The following is a 17,113-nucleotide window of genomic DNA, read 5'->3' on the forward strand; positions in this document are numbered from 1 at the left end:
CCATCTCGAACATTTATAAATCATAAAATTTATAATTCTTTTAACAAAAAAGCACTTCATTAAGTAAGCATTCGTCACAATGACGTACCTTACAGATAATGAAGTGCTTTTATTTAATTAGCTTTTATTATAATTTGCTGGCAGCTGCATCATCGACGATTACGACCACATCTGCGTGATTTTGTAGCGCAGAAGCAGGAAGATCTGTTGTAACCGGACCATTTACCATGCCGGCAATCGCATCTGCTTTGTCTTCACCATAGGCCATTAAGACCATTTTTTTACCTTGTAAAATAGAACCAATTCCCATTGAAACAGCTTTTGTTGGTACATCTTCAATTTTATCGAAGAAGCGTTTGTTTGCTTCAATTGTTGACTCCGTTAAATCAACCACTGATGTTTTACTATCTAGTGGTGTCCCTGGTTCGTTAAAACCGATATGACCGTTGCGACCAATACCTAAAATTTGGATATCAATTGGATGCGTTGCAATTACATCATCATAACGTTTGCATTCAGCGTCCAAGTCTTCTGCTTTACCATTTGGAACAAACGTTTCTTTGAACGGTTTTTGATTAAATAAATTTTCATTCATGAAGTAGCGGTAACTTTGCTTATCTGATCCACCTAAACCAACATACTCATCTAAATTAACAGAAGTCATTTCTGAAAAATCTAAATCACTTGCCATCATTTCTTGATACAAAGTAATCGGTGTACTTCCAGTTGCTAAACCTAATGTATGGATACCATCTTTCATGGCTTGTTGAATAATTTCAAAGGCTTTTTTTCCGCCAGCAGCGGCATCTTTTACGCGGATAATTTCCATTTTGATAACCTCTTTCTACGCTTGTTTGGTATAGCCCAATTATAGCACCATTTTTTTATGTAGGCAACAAAAGTCTAGACCAAATTCCACCTTTTTTAAGAAATTCATAAACGTGTGACTAGATAAAATTTTCTCTTAAATATCGCGAGTATGCGTACAAAAATATGTGTTAGCTATAAAATTATGCTTACAAATTTTAAAAGTAGCAGAGTTTTTCTTAACAATCCTGAGTAAAATGTAAAAAAAACTTACAGACTGCATGCAGCCTGTAAGTCAAAAATTTATTTTTCTTTATCTTTTTTATCAAATAATTTGTTGATTTCACCAGCTACATCATCTTTTAAATCTTCAGCTTTTTCTTTGATTTTGCCAGCTTCTTGTTGTAGCTTACCTTTTAATTCTTTTGAATCATCACCTGTTGCTTTACCTGCTGTTTCATTTACTTTACCTTTAACTTGATCTTTATCCATTGATATAGCCTCCTTATTCTTTACTACTCTTCAAGTGTAGCAAAAATATGGTCAACTGCCCAATGAAAGAGCTTCAAATATGTCAGATTACATAAACTTCTTAATTCATTTTGAATAGCAATTTTAAAAAAAAAGCCGAGACCCCAAAGGATCTCGGCTTTTGAAATAATCAGTGATTATTTAACTGTTACAGATGCGCCAACTTCTTCAAGTTTGCCTTTCAATTCTTCAGCTTCTTCTTTAGAAACTGCTTCTTTGATTGGTGCAGGAGCGCCATCAACTAATGCTTTAGCTTCTTTCAAGCCTAAGCCAGTTGCTTCACGAACTGCTTTGATAACTTTAACTTTTTGGTCGCCAGCTGAAGTTAATTCAACAGTAAATTCTGTTTGTTCTTCTGCTGCACCAGCAGCACCAGCTGCAGCTACAGCTACAGGAGCTGCTGCAGATACGCCAAATTCTTCTTCGATAGCTTTAACTAAGTCGTTTAATTCTAAGATTGTCGCGCCTTTTAGCTCTTCGACAATGTTTTCGATATTCAATGCCATGATTGATTTTCCTCCAATTTAGGTTTTGTTTTTTTTATTTAGATTATGCGGCGCTTAGGCTGCATCTCCATCTTTGCTTTCTGCCACTGCGTTGACAGCGTAAGCCACGTTGCGGACTGGCGCTTGTAGTACAGATAGCAACATAGAAAGTAGTCCTTCGCGGTTTGGTAATTTTGCCAAAGCTGTGATTTCTTCTAAAGAAGCCACTTTACCTTCAATGATACCGCCTTTTAATTCTAATGCTTTTGCGTCTTTTGAAAATTCGTCCATGATTTTCGCTGGTGCAACTACGTCGTCGTTACTAAATGCAACGGCAGTAGGACCTGTGAAAACTTCGTCCAAACCTTCTAAGCCGGCTTGTTTTGCAGCGCGAGAAAGGATAGAGTTTTTGATAACTTTCATTTCAACGCCTGCTTCACGCAATTGTTTACGTAAAGTTGTTACTTCTTCAACAGTTAATCCACGGTAATCAGCGATTACAACAGATGCAGCTGCATTGAATTTTTCAGCAACTTCGTCAACGATTTGCGCTTTTTTAGCGATTGCTGCTTCACTCACTTGTATTTCACCTCCTGATTTTGATGAACAAGGATTTTAGGCAAAGAAAAAGCCTCTCCTTGTCACCGTAGACATAGAGGGACTATTGAATGTTCTCCAATAAACGTCCTCGGTAGGAAATTAAGACATACGTCACCTACTGTCTTCGGTACAGTTAATTATTAACCTTGACTACCTTACCATAGATAAGGTAGTCAAGTCAATGTTTTAATTACGTTTAATTAAAATGAAGCTTGGTCAACGTGAACACCAGGACCAAATGTTGTAGTCACTGAAATGTTTTTGATATATTGACCTTTTGCAGCTGATGGTTTAGCTTTCACTAACACATCGTTAATTGTTTTGAAGTTTTCAACTAATTTGTCATCTTCAAATGAAACTTTACCGATTGGCACGTGCACGTTACCAGCTTTGTCAACACGGTAAGTAACTTTACCAGCTTTTACTTCGTTAACAGCTTTTGTAACGTCCATTGTAACTGTACCAGTTTTAGGGTTAGGCATTAAACCTTTAGGGCCTAAAACACGACCTAATTTACCGACAGTAGCCATCATATCTGGTGTTGCCACAACTACGTCAAAGTCAAACCATCCGCCTTGGATTTTTTGAACCATGTCGTCGTCGCCAACAAAGTCAGCGCCTGCTGCTTCTGCTTCTTTAGCTTTTTCGCCTTTAGCAAAAACTAAAACAGTTTGTGTTTTACCAGTACCGTTTGGTAATACAACAGCACCACGGATTTGTTGATCCGCTTTTTTAGGGTCAACATTTAATTTGTATGCAACTTCAACCGTTGCGTCGAATTTTGCGATATTTGTTTCTTTTGCCAAAGCAACAGCTTCTTCAACAGAGTAAGCTTTAGTTGCGTCAACTTTTTTTAATGCTTCTTGCATTTTTTTGCTCTTTTTAGCCATTTTGTTTCCTCCTTGATGTGGTTATAACGGTAGAACCTCCCACGTGTCTCGTATTTTTCAATAGCGAGTAAACTGAGAAGCTACTTCCTCAGGGTGTAGAATTATTCTACAGTGATCCCCATGCTTCGTGCAGTACCTTCGACCATGCGCATAGCAGCTTCTACATCAGCAGCGTTTAGGTCAGCCATTTTAGTTTCAGCGATTTCTTTAACTTGATCACGCGTAACTTTTGCAACTTTAGTTTTGTTTGGTTCGCCTGAACCTTTTTCAACACCGGCAGCTTTTTTCAATAATACTGCAGCTGGTGGTGTTTTTGTGACGAATGTAAATGAACGGTCTTCATATACAGAGATCACAACTGGAATGATTAAACCTGCTTGATCAGCAGTACGGGCGTTAAATTCTTTTGTGAAGCCCATGATGTTGATACCCGCTTGACCTAGCGCAGGACCTACTGGTGGAGCTGGTGTTGCTTTACCTGCAGGAATTTGCAATTTAACGATTTTTTCAACTTTCTTTGCCACGAGACATACCTCCTTGAGTCCGTGATGTGGTTAATTGGAGATGCATATTTCTCCTCCCACGTACTTGTGCTGCTACTAAATAGTAAAAACACAATTAAAAATGCGTGCCTCAAAATAAGCGTGAGTTTACGCACACTGAAATATTATAGCAAAATTCGCAAAAATTGCAACAAGAAAAGTTTAACAAACCCGCTTTACTCTCTTGCAATAAGACAGAAGCTTGATAAATTGCTCTTCTAATTTCGCGAGCTTTTGACTTATTGGCTTTGAGAGTTGGGTTGGTAAACTAGACAACAAGAAAAGTTTAACAAACCTACTTTACTCTCTTGCAATAAGACAAAAGTTTGATAAATTGCTCTTCCAATTTCTCGAGCTTTTGACTTATTGGCTTTGAGAGTTGGGTTGGTAAACCAGAGAAGCTAAAAGGTCCTCTAGTTCTGATTAGTTAATTCGCTGGCTGCTTCTTGATCTAAAATTAGCGTTAAATTCGGGTGTAATTGTAAAATTGAAGATGGGATATCTTCTGTTACTTCACCAAAAAATGCTTTTTTGACGATTGCTGCTTTTTTCTTACCGTTGGCAAACATGACTAAGTGTTTTGCCGCCATTACGCTTTTTGGTCCCATCGTGTAAAACTCATTGGGAACTTTACTTAAATTGCCATCAACTTCTGCGGCCAATGACTCTCTGGCTTCATCGGCATCAGAAATATCCACAGCATATGTCTCAGAGCCAAATTTTGTCCAACCAGGCATATTTCCACAAAAATGACCATCTGCACCAATGCCCATTAAAATTAAATCCAAGCCACCAGCTTCCTTTAGACGCGCATCTTGTGTTTGCCAATTTGTTTCATCTAATGGATGCAACTGCTCTTTTTTGATATTAGCTGGTCCAAAGTACAGGTCATTTAAATTGCGCATGGTAATGCCATAACCTTGGCTACCGACAATTGGAATTTCGTCAAAATTATAATAATGAACATTTTCAAAATAAGGGCGCCCTTTTACTTGAGGCACCATGATCTCGTATAGTCGTTTGGGTGTATTGCCCGCAGTAATCGCCAAATTAACACGCCGACTTTCACTCATTAAACCTAGTAAAATATTGGCGGCTACTTGGCTCATGGCTTCATAATCTTTTTCAATAATTAGTTTCATTAATATCGCTCCTTCATTTTTTGAAAACGTTTTACAAAATAATTATATCGTAAAAGAATGCTTTCGTGTAAATATATTGTGGTATCTGATTTTTTTTGCTATTATTGCGCAGTTGAATTGAATTAAAATTTCAAAAAACTTATCTTTTTTATAAGAAAAACAAGCTTAAAAATTGTTATTTTTGTGTTAGACTACAAGTGCATAAAACGAAACGAGGTGCCTTCAATGGAACAGCTGAAATATCGCAGCGTTTTCGACATTATCGGACCTGTCATGGTCGGCCCTAGCAGTTCTCATACTGCCGGTGCGGCTCGAATTGGAAAAGTTATTCGCAGTATTTTTGGCGAACAGCCAGATAGTGTTGATATTTATTTATATGAATCCTTTGCCAAAACTTATCGCGGTCACGGAACAGACATCGCATTAGTTGGTGGTTTGTTGGGGATGGAGCCAGATGATACCCGTTTGGCAGACTCTTTAAAAATCGCTTACGAAAATGGTATGGAAGTATACTTCATTCCTAAAAGTGAAAAGGCGGAACATCCCAACTCAGTCAAAATGGTCCTGCATAAAGGTGAGCGAACATTATCTGTAACCGGCAAATCAATTGGCGGTGGCAATATTCAAATTTCCGAGTTAAATGGTTTTAAAATTTCTTTATCTATGGGAACACCAACCTTTATTACAGTTCATCAAGATGTGCCAGGTATGATTGCTAAAGTTACCAATATCTTATCAAAACGCGGGGCAAATATCGGTACCATGACTGTCACGCGGGAGTCAAAAGGTGAAAAAGCGATTATGATTATTGAAGTTGATGAGCCGCAACCAGGTATTTGTGAGCAGTTAAAAGCTTTGGATCACATGTATACTGTTAATTATTTTGATTAAGGAGCATTATCTGATGTTTTATACAATTGCAGATTTAGTAGAACAAGCTAAAAATTATCCTTCTGTTGCAGATTTAATGATTGCTACTGAAATAGCTGTCACAGGACGAAAAAAAGAACAGATTATCGCATTAATGGAACGTAACTTAACCGTTATGGAAAATTCCGTTGCCGAAGGTGTTGCGGGAGTTACTTCTGTTACAGGTTTAACTGGCGGTGATGCTAAAAAGATGGATGATTACTTAAACAGTGGGAATTTTTTAAGTGGTGATACAATTTTAACGGCTGTCAGAAACGGCATCGCCGTCAACGAGGTCAATGCCAAAATGGGCTTAATCTGCGCTACCCCTACTGCTGGTAGTGCCGGGGTTGTAGCTGGGGTTTTACTGGCGGTACGTGAGCGTTTAAATTTAAGTCACAAAGAACAAGTGGACTTTCTTTTTACTGCTGGCGCATTTGGTTTAGTGATTGCCAATAACGCTTCGATTTCTGGAGCTGAAGGTGGTTGCCAGGCAGAAATCGGGTCTGCTAGTGCAATGGCCGCAGCGGCTTTAGTTTGTGCTAACGGAGGCAGTGCCCATCAAGCAGCCCAAGCAGTGGCGATTACTTTAAAAAATATGATGGGTTTAATTTGTGATCCAGTTGCTGGTTTAGTCGAGGTGCCTTGTGTGAAGCGTAATGCATTAGGTTCTTCTCAAGCTTTTATTTCCGCTGATATGGCCTTAGCCGGAATTGAAAGTGTCATCCCACCAGATGAAGTGGTAGTTGCAATGTATCAAGTCGGACGTCAAATGCCTTCTATCTTTAAAGAAACAGCAGAAGGCGGTTTAGCGATGACCCCTACGGCCCAACGATTGCAAAAAGAAATTTTTGCCAAACAAGAATAAATGAGTAACGGTTCTTCTTATAGTTAGACTAAAAAAAGCATTATGAAAGCAGACGCCTTCATAATGCTTTTTGTTAAGCCGATTCTTGTAAGTCGCGACGATTATAACCAATAAATCCAACTATAAATAAACCACAACTAATTAAGCTAATCACAACAAAACGGGTAAAATCAAAATCTGCTACAGGCAGCTGTGGCAACCATTTTAAAGCAGAAGTATTACTAAACCAATCTGGTAAATCTAAAATACCACCAAAATAACTTAGCGCAAAGGAATAACCCAGATACGCGTAAATCACTTTGCTAATTTTTGGTGCAAAGCCCAAACATAATGCCGCTAAACTAGCAAAGAACAAGACGACTGGTAATAAATTAAAACCAGCTTCAAAAAATTCTTGTATCGGCATTGTTGCATTTTCTTTCATAACGCTAACTGCTGTTGCTCCTAGACAAGCTGAACTAATGAAAATGCCAGCCACACCACTGATTATAGCTAATAAAACACTATTACCATAAAGTTTTAAACGAGAAACTTTAGTCGAAAACAACTGACTCATACGCCCACTGCTTTCTTCGGTGAATAATTTGTTTAAAATCGCAACAGGTAAAATCACCACTAACGCTACCATTACCATCATGATCGTGCCAGTAAAGGATTCAGCTAAACTTCCACCCGTATGCACAAACATTTGTTTTATTAATTCATTACCTTCCATGAAGCTTTGCATATCCTGATAAACAGAACCATAGGCTGCTCCCATCACTGCAAAACCAACAAGCCAACTGATGATCATGCCAGCATTAATACGCCAATACCAACCTGGTATAGACAAAAGTGCCCTGCTAGCATTTTTGCGCCCTTCTTTTTCTGGTAAAAAGCCTGCATTATAATCTCGTTTTCCTTCTAAATAGAAGCTAAATAATATAATGATCAGACTAAAAATCAAGCCAATTATCAGATAAGACCAATTATTCTTCGTAAATGGGTACGTAAGATACGTCCAGGAAAGAGGATTTAATTTTGATAAATCACCATTACTGATATCCGTTACAGCCCGCACCATGTACAACAGACCAATAAATCCGAGGCTGGCGCCTGTTGCACCTGCTGATGAAGGCATAATTTGTGCGAATAACAATCCAATCACAGCACCCAATATACCGGCTAATGCTACTGATGCCCCAAACAATAAGCTTCCTTTTAGATCGATACTGGTAGCATGAAATGATGCCATTAAAATACCGATAAATAATCCCAAGACAACATTAATTAGAAATGTTTCAAGTAAAACAGCTAGCGAATTGGCTTGTCGTCCGACACGAAATGAACGAATTAATTCTGTTAAACCTTGTTCTTCTTCTTTTCTAGTATGACTAATAACATGTAAAGCGGCCACTACCATAGCAAATAAACCGCAAAACAGCAGCATTTCATTGGCATACATTGCACCAATCGTATATGCTTTTGCATCAGAGACGGGTGTTGTGCCAATCATCGCAATCATGGCTGGATTTTGCATCGTGTGATACATTCCCACTAACCCTTGTCCTTTTGAAAGTTCTTCAAAGGCGGAGACAAAGCCCCCGCTAAATAACCCTAAACCCAGTAACCAAACAACAATTTTCTTCCAATCGCGTTTTAGAAATTGAAAAAATAATAAATTCCATTGTGAAAATTTCTCTGCCATTGCTGCCATCACCCTTCATAATGTCTGATAAACAAATCTTCCAGTGTCGGCGGTACAACTTCAAATTTTTCAACTTCAAATTTTGCTACCGCGGCTAAAATAGTATTTAACGCTTTATTATCGATCGCAAATTTTACTTCTGTTCCTTTTTGACTGAAATCGTAAACACCAGTAACATCAGCTAAACTTGCCACATCGCCTTTTGCAACGAGTGAAACCGTAGAACGCGTCAAATGTCGCAATTCTTGGAGTGTGCCGGTTTCTACTATTTTGCCTTCACGAATAATAACAACTTTATCTGCTAAGCGCTCTACTTCACTTAAAATATGAGAAGATAATAAAATAGATTTACCAGCATTTTTTATTTTTTCTACCTCATCTTGGAAAACAGCCTCCATTAGGGGGTCTAAACCAGATGTTGGTTCATCTAAAATATAAAGATCGGAATCAACCGACAACGCAGCAATCAACCCGACTTTTTGCCTGTTCCCTTTTGAATAGCTTTTGGCCTTCTTTCGTGGATCTAATTCAAATTTTTGAATTAATTCATCTCGCTTTTGTAAATTACCGCCTCCATGCAACTTCATAAATAAGTCGATAATTTCCCCACCGGTTAAATTTCCCCACAAGGCGACATCCCCTGGAACGTAGGATAGTCGTTTATGAATTTCGATACTATCTTGCCAAGCATCTTTGCCAAATACTTGAACATGGCCCGCATCTTTTTTTAAGATGCCCAAAATCGTTCGAATCGTTGTCGATTTCCCAGCACCATTGGGGCCAATGAATCCCACTACTTCTCCTGGAGCAACCGCAAAACTTACATCTTTTAATGCTTGAAATTTCCCAAAACTTTTTTGCAAGTTATTGATTTCAATTAACTGCGTCATTTTTAAGTCTCCCTTTTTCAAAAAAATATTTTTGAACTATTTACTTAATACGAGTTCAATATTATGCATCTCAGTTGAAAATGTCAATCAAAAACCACCTACTTTTGAACTTATTTTTAATTTGCAGTTTAAAATTATTTTACTATAATATAAGTAGTAATGGATTAAAAAGGAGGCACAAAATTGAACGGTTTTGAAAAAAGAAGTGCCCAAAAAAAGCACGCCATCTTAAAGGCAGCATCGGAAATAATGAATGGACCTGAAGGAAGCAAAGCTCTAACCATTGACAAAGTAACTGCTGCAACCAATATTTCAAAAGCTACGATTTTTAAATATTTTCAATCCAAGGATAATTTAATTAAAATGGTGTTTAAAAACTTTATGGCCGAAATGGCTTATGACGCAGAAAAAACTTTGCAAGAAAAAAGATCTTTTCCAGATACTTTTACCGCCTTAACACAGCTAAAAATCAACCGCTTAGACCATGTTAGTCAACAATTTTATCTTGATCTTATGGCTTATTATTCGCAAACAGAAGATAAAGAATTAGCTGAATTCATGAACGGCTATGCAAAAAAAAGCAATGAAACACTCCTCACCTTATTTCAACAAGGACGAAAAGAAGGATTTATTGATCCGAAGTATACCGATGAATTTCTCTTTATTTACACTGAATCAATGATCGCAGGCATTGCCGAACCAGCAATTTATACTCGTGCATTGCCTTACATTGCAGAGTGGAGCGAAGTTTTACTAAAAGGCTTAGCACCAGAAAAATAAACGAGCCAATCACGCCTTGTACGCCGTGATTGGCTCATTTATTTCCTTCACTATCTTCACTATAAAGAAGAGATAAATTTTTCAAAAGATAAATAGTGATTTGACCGCTTAGCACTGTCTGGCTCTTTCAACTAACCTGCTGTGATCATAAGGCGAAATTTCAAGAAATTTGAGCAGCAATTTCTGGCAATTCCACGCTTATTTTTCGAGCGCTGACCAAGTCCGAAAAGCTTTTCTGGTTGTCTGGCTTTGCGCACTAGCTCTCTAAGAAATAAGGCGAAATTTCAAGAAATTTGAGGAGCAATTTCTGGCAATTCCACGCTTATTTTTCGAGCGCTGACCAAGTCCGAAAAGCTTTTCTGGTTGTCTGGCTTTGAAAGTCAGCTCTTTGGCCATAAGAAGTCTGAAACTTTTTTATCGACTTCCTTATTTTCGTGCAGTTGACTATGCTGTGCGTTGGGACCATAAAAAATTTGGGTTGTCACGCTGTTGGTTTGTTTTAGTAAGGCGTTCACTGCTAGAGCACTCGTAGTTGGGACCATTTCATCATTAAACGTATTTTCATCTAACTGTCCAGCTAAAAGTAAAATTTTCGTATTTTTAGCTAAATTGGCTGCTAATTTTTGGTAATCTTGGTAACGACTAGAAACTTCAGTAGGCCCATTTTTTAATAAGTCGGCCATATCTTGATTGCTACTAGTGTCTAAAAAATCATTGAAAGGTGCACCAATCGCCACAAATTTTAAAATTTCAGGCTGTGACGGATCGTTAGGATAACTCATCATATACCGCAATCCCGAAACGCCACCCATCGAATGTCCTACCAAGTTGACCGCTTCAACCCCCATTTTTTTTAAATCAGCCAAACAATTATACAACCATTCAGATTGTGACCATTCCGTATTTTTATTATCTTGAAAGATGACTTGAATCATCGGATTATCTTTTTTACCACTCAGTGTCCCTGTTGTTGTGATTGAACCTTCTTTAGAGACGGTCATAATCAACTCTTTTTTGGCTAAGTTACTTGTTTCTAGACGTTGCAACATACCGCCAAAAGAATTTTTAGTACCGCTATAACCGTGGATAAATAGCGTGGGTACCGCACTTTTTTTAAGGATTACACTCGTCTTTGGTTTTATTTGCGCTTTAGCAGTAGGATTGACTTTTTTTTCATTTCCACCACAGCCAGCTAAAGCCAACAATAAAATAAGCACTGTGAGTATCTTCTTCATGTCTTCACTTCCTTTCGCCTAATTATACGCTACAATAACCTGCTGACGAAAATTATAGCTATTTTTAAAGAATTCTTTGCCTATCCCATTGTGCTTCTCGTCTAAAAAAAGACCCCCGTAAAAAACACGGGAGTCAGACTTTGTATTCAACTTATGCTTCAAAAGGGTGAATCGTTACTCCTTTAACAACCCGGTTAACCGTGCCAGTAGGAGACGGTGTATCTGGTGTATTCCCAACTTTAATAGAGGCTAACAGCGAAACTGTTTGGGCTACAATTAAAAATGGCAACGCTGCGTATCCGTCTGGTAATTTCACATCACTTGTTTCAAAAACAAAGTTATCACCACTAAAGTTTGATTCTGCTGCCTTTTGAGTAATTCCTAAAACAGATGGCGCAATTTTATCTGCATGCACCTCTTCTAAAATATCAACATCGTATTGACGCGTATATTCATCGTTGTTCACAAAAACAAACATAATTGTTTTATCGTTGATAAATGATTTTGGACCATGACGAAATCCCATTGAAGAATCAAAGATCGTAGCCATTTTCCCAGCAGTTAATTCCAATACTTTCAAGGAAGCTTCCCGGGTTAAACCAGATAGACTGCCAGAACCAAGATAGACGATACGTTCAAAGTCTAAATCAATAATTTTTTGTACCTCAGCTTCTCTAGCGATTGCTTCATTGCCTAAGGTCGTCATTGCATTGACGTAATCTTCTTTTTGAGTGAAGTCGTTAGTTTCATCAAAGACTAATAATGCGCTTAGCGCCATACAAGAAAAACTTCCAGTCATAGCAAAACCTTGGTCATTGGCACGAGCGGGCATCATTAATAATAAATTGTGGGCATCATCGGTAGCCGCTTTTGCCAATTGTCCTTCTGGAGCACAAGTAATGGTAATATGACGTAAATTTTTCACGAATTTATTGGCCACATCCACAGCGGCCACACTTTCTGGTGAATTTCCACTGCGGGCAAATGATACTAAAATAGTCCAATCATCTGGATGTAAATATTCAGCCGGAGAAGCCACGATATCAGTTGTCCCAATACTTTCAAAGATAAATTTACGGTTATCTCCTACTTTACTTAAATAAGGTTTTACTGTATCGCCTACATATTGAGAAGTCCCCGCACCAGTGAAAACAACGCGGATTTTACCATGTGCGGCATCTTTTACTTCTGATAAAAAATTGTTAATTCTTTTTTGATTTTCTTTATAATAAGAAAATGCTTCTTGCCATAATTTCGGTTGTTGCTTAATTTCACGGGTGGTAATTTCTGCTCCCATTTTAGTTAATTCTGCTGCTGTCAGTTGAAACATTGTAATCCTCCTTTAATTTACAAACGTGATCTTATTTGCTCTTTAATTGCCATTGTGATGTACGATTTTATAGCGAAAGTGATCCGCACGGGCAACACTATAGGTGAACTCGATTATTTCATTGGCTTGATTATAAGTTTTGCGCATTAAAGTCAACACCGGCGCCCCTTCTCTAATATCTAAAAAAGGCGCATCTTTTGGCCGTGCAATATTGGCAAATAGCTCTTCTTCGGCTACTTTGACAATCTCATTATAATCTTCGCGAAAAATATCGTATAAGGCTTTTTGATCTAAATCTTCTTTGGTTAAAGATAAAAATTTATTTAGCGGCAAATAGGTGCGTTCTAGCATTAATGGTTCGCCATCAGCACTTCTGAGACGCTTCATTTTTATTAATTTCGTTCCTAATTTGACATTAAATTTCGTAGCTAAAAATTTGTTGGCTTCGATTGTTTCAAAATCCAAAACTCTCGTTTCTGGATGTCGCCCCAAAGATTTCATTTGCTCGGTAAAACTATACATACTCTGCAAATTGAAACTGGACTCTTTTAAATCAGATACAAAGGTTCCTTTGCCGTGTTGCCGATAAATATAGCCAATTTTTTCTAACTCTTGTAATGCCAAGCGAACCGTTGTGCGACTTAAACCATACACATCTGATAATTCCCGTTCAGAAGGTAGCATCATATTGGCTTCGTATTCATTTTCAATTTTTTCTTTTAATAATTCGACTAATTGATCGTACAAAGGTTGTTTTTTTGCTCGGGTCATATGACACCTCCTCTAACTGGTTACTACCACAGTATGAGTTTATCTTCTAAGGCCTATAAAGTCAATAGCAATAGTAAATAAAACGCTTTATTTTAAAACTTGATCTAGACCACTACCTAAAAAAATACCACTTATCAACTACGGATAAGTGGTATAATCTGTCAAAGTTTTTTTAAGGCCAAATATTAGGCCAAATACCAAAGCCTGAGCCTACTAAACCAATTACCAATAGTAACAAGATACATTTCAATGGTGTCCAGCCACGTTTTGATAATAAGAAGTATAAAAGTAAAGTCATAGCTAATGGAATCATTTGTGGTAAAATACCGTCTAAGATTTTTTGAATATCAATCGTAACCGGAGTTGTTTCATTACGGTTGAAGGTTACTTCAAAATCCCCTGAAGGCAATTTAACTACGCCTAAGGCTTTTTCACCTTCAGCTGCCGCTTGCACTTCTTCTGTCAATTTACCACTGTCATCTTTTTTGAAGATATATTCATCATATTTGTGTTCTTCCCCAGCAGGGACAACTGTTGTTACAGAATGAACAGCATTTGTTTCACCGTTTGGAATTTGAACGTTTACTTTTGTAGCACCGTAAACACAGGTTAGTGAACCTACGACGAAGATACCTAAAATACTTGCTGCCCGCGTAAATTCTTTGGCATTTTCGGTTAAGACACCAATAGCATCTGTTCCTAGTTTATAAGACCAGTTCATCAAGAAGAAACGTAACGCAAATTGGGCAATATTGAAAACAAGTAAGAAAATAAATGGTGCGGCAATATTACCACTGATAGCCATGTTTGAAGTAATACCAGCAGTAATCGGTACTAAGGTAAACCAGAATAAGGCATCCCCAATCCCACCTAAAGGTCCCATCGCAGCGACACGAACGGCACGAATTGTTGGAATATCTGCTTTATTTTGTTCTAGTGATAAAACAATCCCCATAACAAAAGTTACTAAAAATGGATGGGTGTTGAAAAATTCAAGGTTGTGACTCATGGAAGCTGCCAAGTCATCTTTGTTTTTATGAATTTTTTTCAAGCCTGGTAAAATACCATATAACCAGCCACCTGCTTGCATCCGTTCATAGTTAAAAGATGCTTGTAAGAACAATGAACGCCAAACCATTTTATTTAACGTTTTCTTATCCAGTGTTTCGCCGACTGATTGATCTTGATACGTATCTGGAATATTATATGCCATCTTCGTCACCTCCGAAGTCATTTGCATTGGCTGTTGCTGTTTTGAATTTAGATTGGATTTGGTAATCCCAGAATGCTAACGCAAAACCGATAAATGCCAAGATAATCAAGGCTGGACCTGATAGACTTGGAGCTGCCATTACGATTGTTGCTAGACCAAAGCCCATAAAGTAAAAGCCCCACATATCGCGCGAAACCATAACTTTTAATAAAATTGCAAAACCGACATAACGCATCATACCGCCGGCAGCTGATAAACCTTTCATTAACCATTCAGGAATGGCACTAACGACTTGTTCACCAAAAGTTGCACCACCGATAAAGAATAAGACAACGATTAAACCAAAGATAGCACCAATTGCAGCCATCGCTAAATAGTTAATGCGGTCAATTCCTTTTGTGTTGGCTTCGTGAGCGTAGTTATCTGCAACAGACATCACTGGTGACATTGCAGAGAAAATTAAAGTAACTGCATATTGACCTAATAAAGAAAATGGAATTGCTGTTGCAACAGCTGCAGTTGGTTCTAATTTCAATGTAATCGATAAAATAGCGGCCATAATCCCACCGATAACGGCGTTAGGCGGCTGTGCTCCCCCAACGGGCATATTGCCGATGGTCATTAATTGATACGTACCACCAACGATTAAACCTGTTTGTAAATCCCCTAAAATAAGACCAATTACCATACCCGTAACAATTGGTTGATATAATGATTCCAAGAAACTGAATTGGTCAATTGCAGCGACAAACGTCACGATAAAGACCAATAAAATCTGAATGAAATTATAATCCATTCTTAAACTCCCTCCTTAAGCACACGCTTAGTTGAATAGTTTGCTACTGTCTTCTACTGCTGTAGTTGGTACGCGGCGTATTTCAAGTTCCACCCCTAAATCTTGCAATTTTTTAAAGGCTGCAACGTCTGCATCATCCACGGCTACCGTTGTCGCAACTTGGCGTTTTCCTTCTGCCATATGCATGTTTCCAATATTCAATTTTTTAATTGGCACTCCTCCTTCAACTAATTTCAAAACGTCTTCAGGATTTTCCGCAATAATGAAGATCTTTTGTTTTGGTGATGCTTTGTGGATGATATCGATCGTCTTTTGGATCGAGAAATACCGTGTTTGAACTCCAGTTGGCGCAGCCATATCCATTAATCCTTGGCGCACTTTGTCTCCTGCTACTTTATCGTTGGCTACTAAAATCAAATTAGCTCCTAAAGTACCATTCCATTGTGTTGCTACTTGTCCGTGAATTAAACGATTATCAATACGTGTTAATAAAATATTTGGTTCTGACATGAGAATTCCCCCTAAATTAAATGTTTTTTATTTAACGATTTCTGAAATTGCGTACCGAGAAACTTCAATAATAGTTCCTGACTTGACTTCAATATCCACTGTTTCTTTCTTTTGGTTAATAACTTTCACAGTGCCATAAAGCCCATTTGCAAACTTCACTTGTTGTCCTGGCGCAAGAGATTGATGTAATTTTTTGAAATGCTCTTTTTGTGACTTCATGCCACGGGCGCCAACAAAATAATAAATAATAGCAAAAGCGATTACAAAAATTAATACCACAATCGAAGCACCCAGAATACTGTTCCAAATGCTCATAATTAAATTCCTTCTTCCCCGAATTCCTCGTCTTCTTTAATAACCAGCTTGGGATGAACGACGCCGGTTTGTCCGGCTGTTATTGCTTGTTGTGTTAATTGTTCTAAGTCTGTATTGGCATAACGCAAACCAATTGTTTCAATAAGCATGGGTAAATTGGCACCTGCAATAACTTCTACTGCATCAAAATCTTGTGCTGCAATCATTGCAGTTTTAAAAGGTGAACCTCCCAATAAATCGCTAAAGATTAAAACACCTTCACAGGTTTGATCTAATTGTTTTACCGCTTGTTTCATTTTTTCTTCAAAATCATCGACATTTTGACCATCCTCAAAGGCAATTACATCAAAAAAATCTTGTTCTCCGGCAATCATTGTTAATGCCCCGTAAACACCCGGAGCAAACGAACCGTGACCAGTTAATATACAACCAATCATCTTATCCCCTCCTTGAATCTTTTGTTACTCTATCTGGTAGTAACCACAGACCAATTATAAAAGCGCTAACATTATCTGTCAAGAAAAAGTTTAACAAATAAAATAGCACGCTTAATCAGAAAAATCCTGTTTTTTTAAAGTAATTTCAACTAAAAAAGAACTAACAGCTTCACTTATTTAGAAAAGTAAAGGAAATACACAACTGGTTGTAACCTGATAATTTTTTTAATAATTAGCACAATATATCTAAAAAATTATACTTGTCTTATAAGCTTGTATTTTTCAAGATCAACAAAAAAATACCTAAGTCCAAAATGTATACTGCCAATTTACACTTTGCAGTAAGCCAGGCAAGTAGCCTGAACATTTCTTTCT

Annotated in this window: 20 protein-coding genes and 1 other annotated feature; of the genes, 3 read left to right on the forward strand and 17 right to left on the reverse strand. The window is 37.7% G+C overall.

Annotated features, from left to right (window positions below):
• Nucleotides 1-127: 127 nt before the first annotated feature.
• The 7 genes from nagB to AC6R0T_RS10065 form a co-directional block, all read right to left on the reverse strand.
• On the reverse strand, nucleotides 128-829 hold the full coding sequence (nagB, locus tag AC6R0T_RS10035; protein ID WP_303754572.1) for a glucosamine-6-phosphate deaminase: 702 nt from the start codon (nucleotides 827-829) through the stop codon (nucleotides 128-130).
• A 281-nt stretch (nucleotides 830-1,110) separates the two neighbouring features.
• Nucleotides 1,111-1,299: a CsbD family protein gene (locus tag AC6R0T_RS10040; protein ID WP_071865579.1), complete on the reverse strand. Its 189-nt coding sequence runs from the start codon at nucleotides 1,297-1,299 to the stop codon at nucleotides 1,111-1,113.
• A 176-nt stretch (nucleotides 1,300-1,475) separates the two neighbouring features.
• Nucleotides 1,476-1,844: a 50S ribosomal protein L7/L12 gene (gene rplL, locus AC6R0T_RS10045; protein ID WP_206902443.1), complete on the reverse strand. Its 369-nt coding sequence runs from the start codon at nucleotides 1,842-1,844 to the stop codon at nucleotides 1,476-1,478.
• A gap of 54 nt (nucleotides 1,845-1,898) precedes the next feature.
• The gene (rplJ, locus tag AC6R0T_RS10050) at nucleotides 1,899-2,402 is read right to left on the reverse strand and encodes a 50S ribosomal protein L10 (RefSeq protein WP_206902442.1); all 504 of its coding nucleotides are present in this window, start codon (nucleotides 2,400-2,402) and stop codon (nucleotides 1,899-1,901) included.
• Between the two features lie 36 nt (nucleotides 2,403-2,438).
• Nucleotides 2,439-2,569 (reverse strand) — a sequence feature (ribosomal protein L10 leader region).
• Between the two features lie 54 nt (nucleotides 2,570-2,623).
• On the reverse strand, nucleotides 2,624-3,313 hold the full coding sequence (gene rplA, locus AC6R0T_RS10055; protein ID WP_206902441.1) for a 50S ribosomal protein L1: 690 nt from the start codon (nucleotides 3,311-3,313) through the stop codon (nucleotides 2,624-2,626).
• A gap of 101 nt (nucleotides 3,314-3,414) precedes the next feature.
• On the reverse strand, nucleotides 3,415-3,837 hold the full coding sequence (rplK, locus tag AC6R0T_RS10060) for a 50S ribosomal protein L11 (protein WP_173103535.1): 423 nt from the start codon (nucleotides 3,835-3,837) through the stop codon (nucleotides 3,415-3,417).
• Between the two features lie 431 nt (nucleotides 3,838-4,268).
• On the reverse strand, nucleotides 4,269-4,997 hold the full coding sequence (locus AC6R0T_RS10065) for a glucosamine-6-phosphate deaminase (RefSeq protein ID WP_230709386.1): 729 nt from the start codon (nucleotides 4,995-4,997) through the stop codon (nucleotides 4,269-4,271).
• Nucleotides 4,998-5,222: 225 nt separating this feature from the next.
• On the opposite strand from AC6R0T_RS10065, the gene sdaAB reads away from it, so the two are divergent.
• Together sdaAB and sdaAA are read left to right on the forward strand one after the other, a co-directional pair.
• Nucleotides 5,223-5,888, forward strand: coding sequence for an L-serine ammonia-lyase, iron-sulfur-dependent subunit beta (gene sdaAB / locus AC6R0T_RS10070; RefSeq protein WP_206902439.1), 666 nt, complete (start codon nucleotides 5,223-5,225; stop codon nucleotides 5,886-5,888).
• Nucleotides 5,889-5,901: 13 nt separating this feature from the next.
• The gene (sdaAA, locus tag AC6R0T_RS10075; RefSeq protein WP_206902438.1) at nucleotides 5,902-6,774 is read left to right on the forward strand and encodes an L-serine ammonia-lyase, iron-sulfur-dependent, subunit alpha; all 873 of its coding nucleotides are present in this window, start codon (nucleotides 5,902-5,904) and stop codon (nucleotides 6,772-6,774) included.
• A gap of 73 nt (nucleotides 6,775-6,847) precedes the next feature.
• Here the strand turns inward: sdaAA and AC6R0T_RS10080 are convergent, their stop codons facing one another.
• Together AC6R0T_RS10080 and AC6R0T_RS10085 are read right to left on the reverse strand one after the other, a co-directional pair.
• Entirely contained in the window at nucleotides 6,848-8,461 is a 1,614-nt protein-coding gene (locus AC6R0T_RS10080) for an ABC transporter permease (RefSeq protein WP_303754571.1), read from the reverse strand.
• An 8-nt stretch (nucleotides 8,462-8,469) separates the two neighbouring features.
• Nucleotides 8,470-9,351, reverse strand: a complete 882-nt coding sequence (locus AC6R0T_RS10085) for an ABC transporter ATP-binding protein (protein ID WP_282462190.1) — start codon at nucleotides 9,349-9,351, stop codon at nucleotides 8,470-8,472.
• A 183-nt stretch (nucleotides 9,352-9,534) separates the two neighbouring features.
• On the opposite strand from AC6R0T_RS10085, the gene AC6R0T_RS10090 reads away from it, so the two are divergent.
• The gene (locus tag AC6R0T_RS10090) at nucleotides 9,535-10,131 is read left to right on the forward strand and encodes a TetR/AcrR family transcriptional regulator (RefSeq protein WP_303754570.1); all 597 of its coding nucleotides are present in this window, start codon (nucleotides 9,535-9,537) and stop codon (nucleotides 10,129-10,131) included.
• A 380-nt stretch (nucleotides 10,132-10,511) separates the two neighbouring features.
• On the opposite strand, the gene AC6R0T_RS10095 is transcribed toward AC6R0T_RS10090, so the two are convergent.
• From AC6R0T_RS10095 to AC6R0T_RS10130, 8 genes are all read right to left on the reverse strand, one after another.
• Nucleotides 10,512-11,366, reverse strand: coding sequence for an alpha/beta fold hydrolase (locus AC6R0T_RS10095; protein WP_303754569.1), 855 nt, complete (start codon nucleotides 11,364-11,366; stop codon nucleotides 10,512-10,514).
• Between the two features lie 151 nt (nucleotides 11,367-11,517).
• Nucleotides 11,518-12,696: an SIS domain-containing protein gene (locus tag AC6R0T_RS10100; RefSeq protein ID WP_303754568.1), complete on the reverse strand. Its 1,179-nt coding sequence runs from the start codon at nucleotides 12,694-12,696 to the stop codon at nucleotides 11,518-11,520.
• Between the two features lie 42 nt (nucleotides 12,697-12,738).
• Nucleotides 12,739-13,467, reverse strand: a complete 729-nt coding sequence (locus tag AC6R0T_RS10105) for a GntR family transcriptional regulator (protein WP_206902432.1) — start codon at nucleotides 13,465-13,467, stop codon at nucleotides 12,739-12,741.
• Nucleotides 13,468-13,639: 172 nt separating this feature from the next.
• On the reverse strand, nucleotides 13,640-14,680 hold the full coding sequence (locus AC6R0T_RS10110) for a PTS system mannose/fructose/sorbose family transporter subunit IID (protein ID WP_206902431.1): 1,041 nt from the start codon (nucleotides 14,678-14,680) through the stop codon (nucleotides 13,640-13,642).
• Entirely contained in the window at nucleotides 14,670-15,476 is an 807-nt protein-coding gene (locus AC6R0T_RS10115) for a PTS mannose/fructose/sorbose/N-acetylgalactosamine transporter subunit IIC (RefSeq protein ID WP_206902430.1), read from the reverse strand. The genes AC6R0T_RS10110 and AC6R0T_RS10115 overlap by 11 nt, the downstream gene beginning before the upstream one ends.
• 27 nt (nucleotides 15,477-15,503) lie before the next feature.
• Nucleotides 15,504-15,986: a PTS N-acetylgalactosamine transporter subunit IIB gene (agaV, locus tag AC6R0T_RS10120; protein WP_206902429.1), complete on the reverse strand. Its 483-nt coding sequence runs from the start codon at nucleotides 15,984-15,986 to the stop codon at nucleotides 15,504-15,506.
• Between the two features lie 27 nt (nucleotides 15,987-16,013).
• The gene (gene yajC / locus AC6R0T_RS10125) at nucleotides 16,014-16,301 is read right to left on the reverse strand and encodes a preprotein translocase subunit YajC (RefSeq protein ID WP_206902428.1); all 288 of its coding nucleotides are present in this window, start codon (nucleotides 16,299-16,301) and stop codon (nucleotides 16,014-16,016) included.
• A gap of 2 nt (nucleotides 16,302-16,303) precedes the next feature.
• Nucleotides 16,304-16,738 carry a PTS sugar transporter subunit IIA gene (locus AC6R0T_RS10130; protein WP_206902427.1) on the reverse strand — a complete coding sequence of 145 codons (435 nt, stop codon included), beginning with the start codon at nucleotides 16,736-16,738 and terminating at the stop codon, nucleotides 16,304-16,306.
• Nucleotides 16,739-17,113: the final 375 nt, after the last annotated feature.

It is taken from the genome of Enterococcus sp. S86.2 (genome assembly GCF_059834485.2).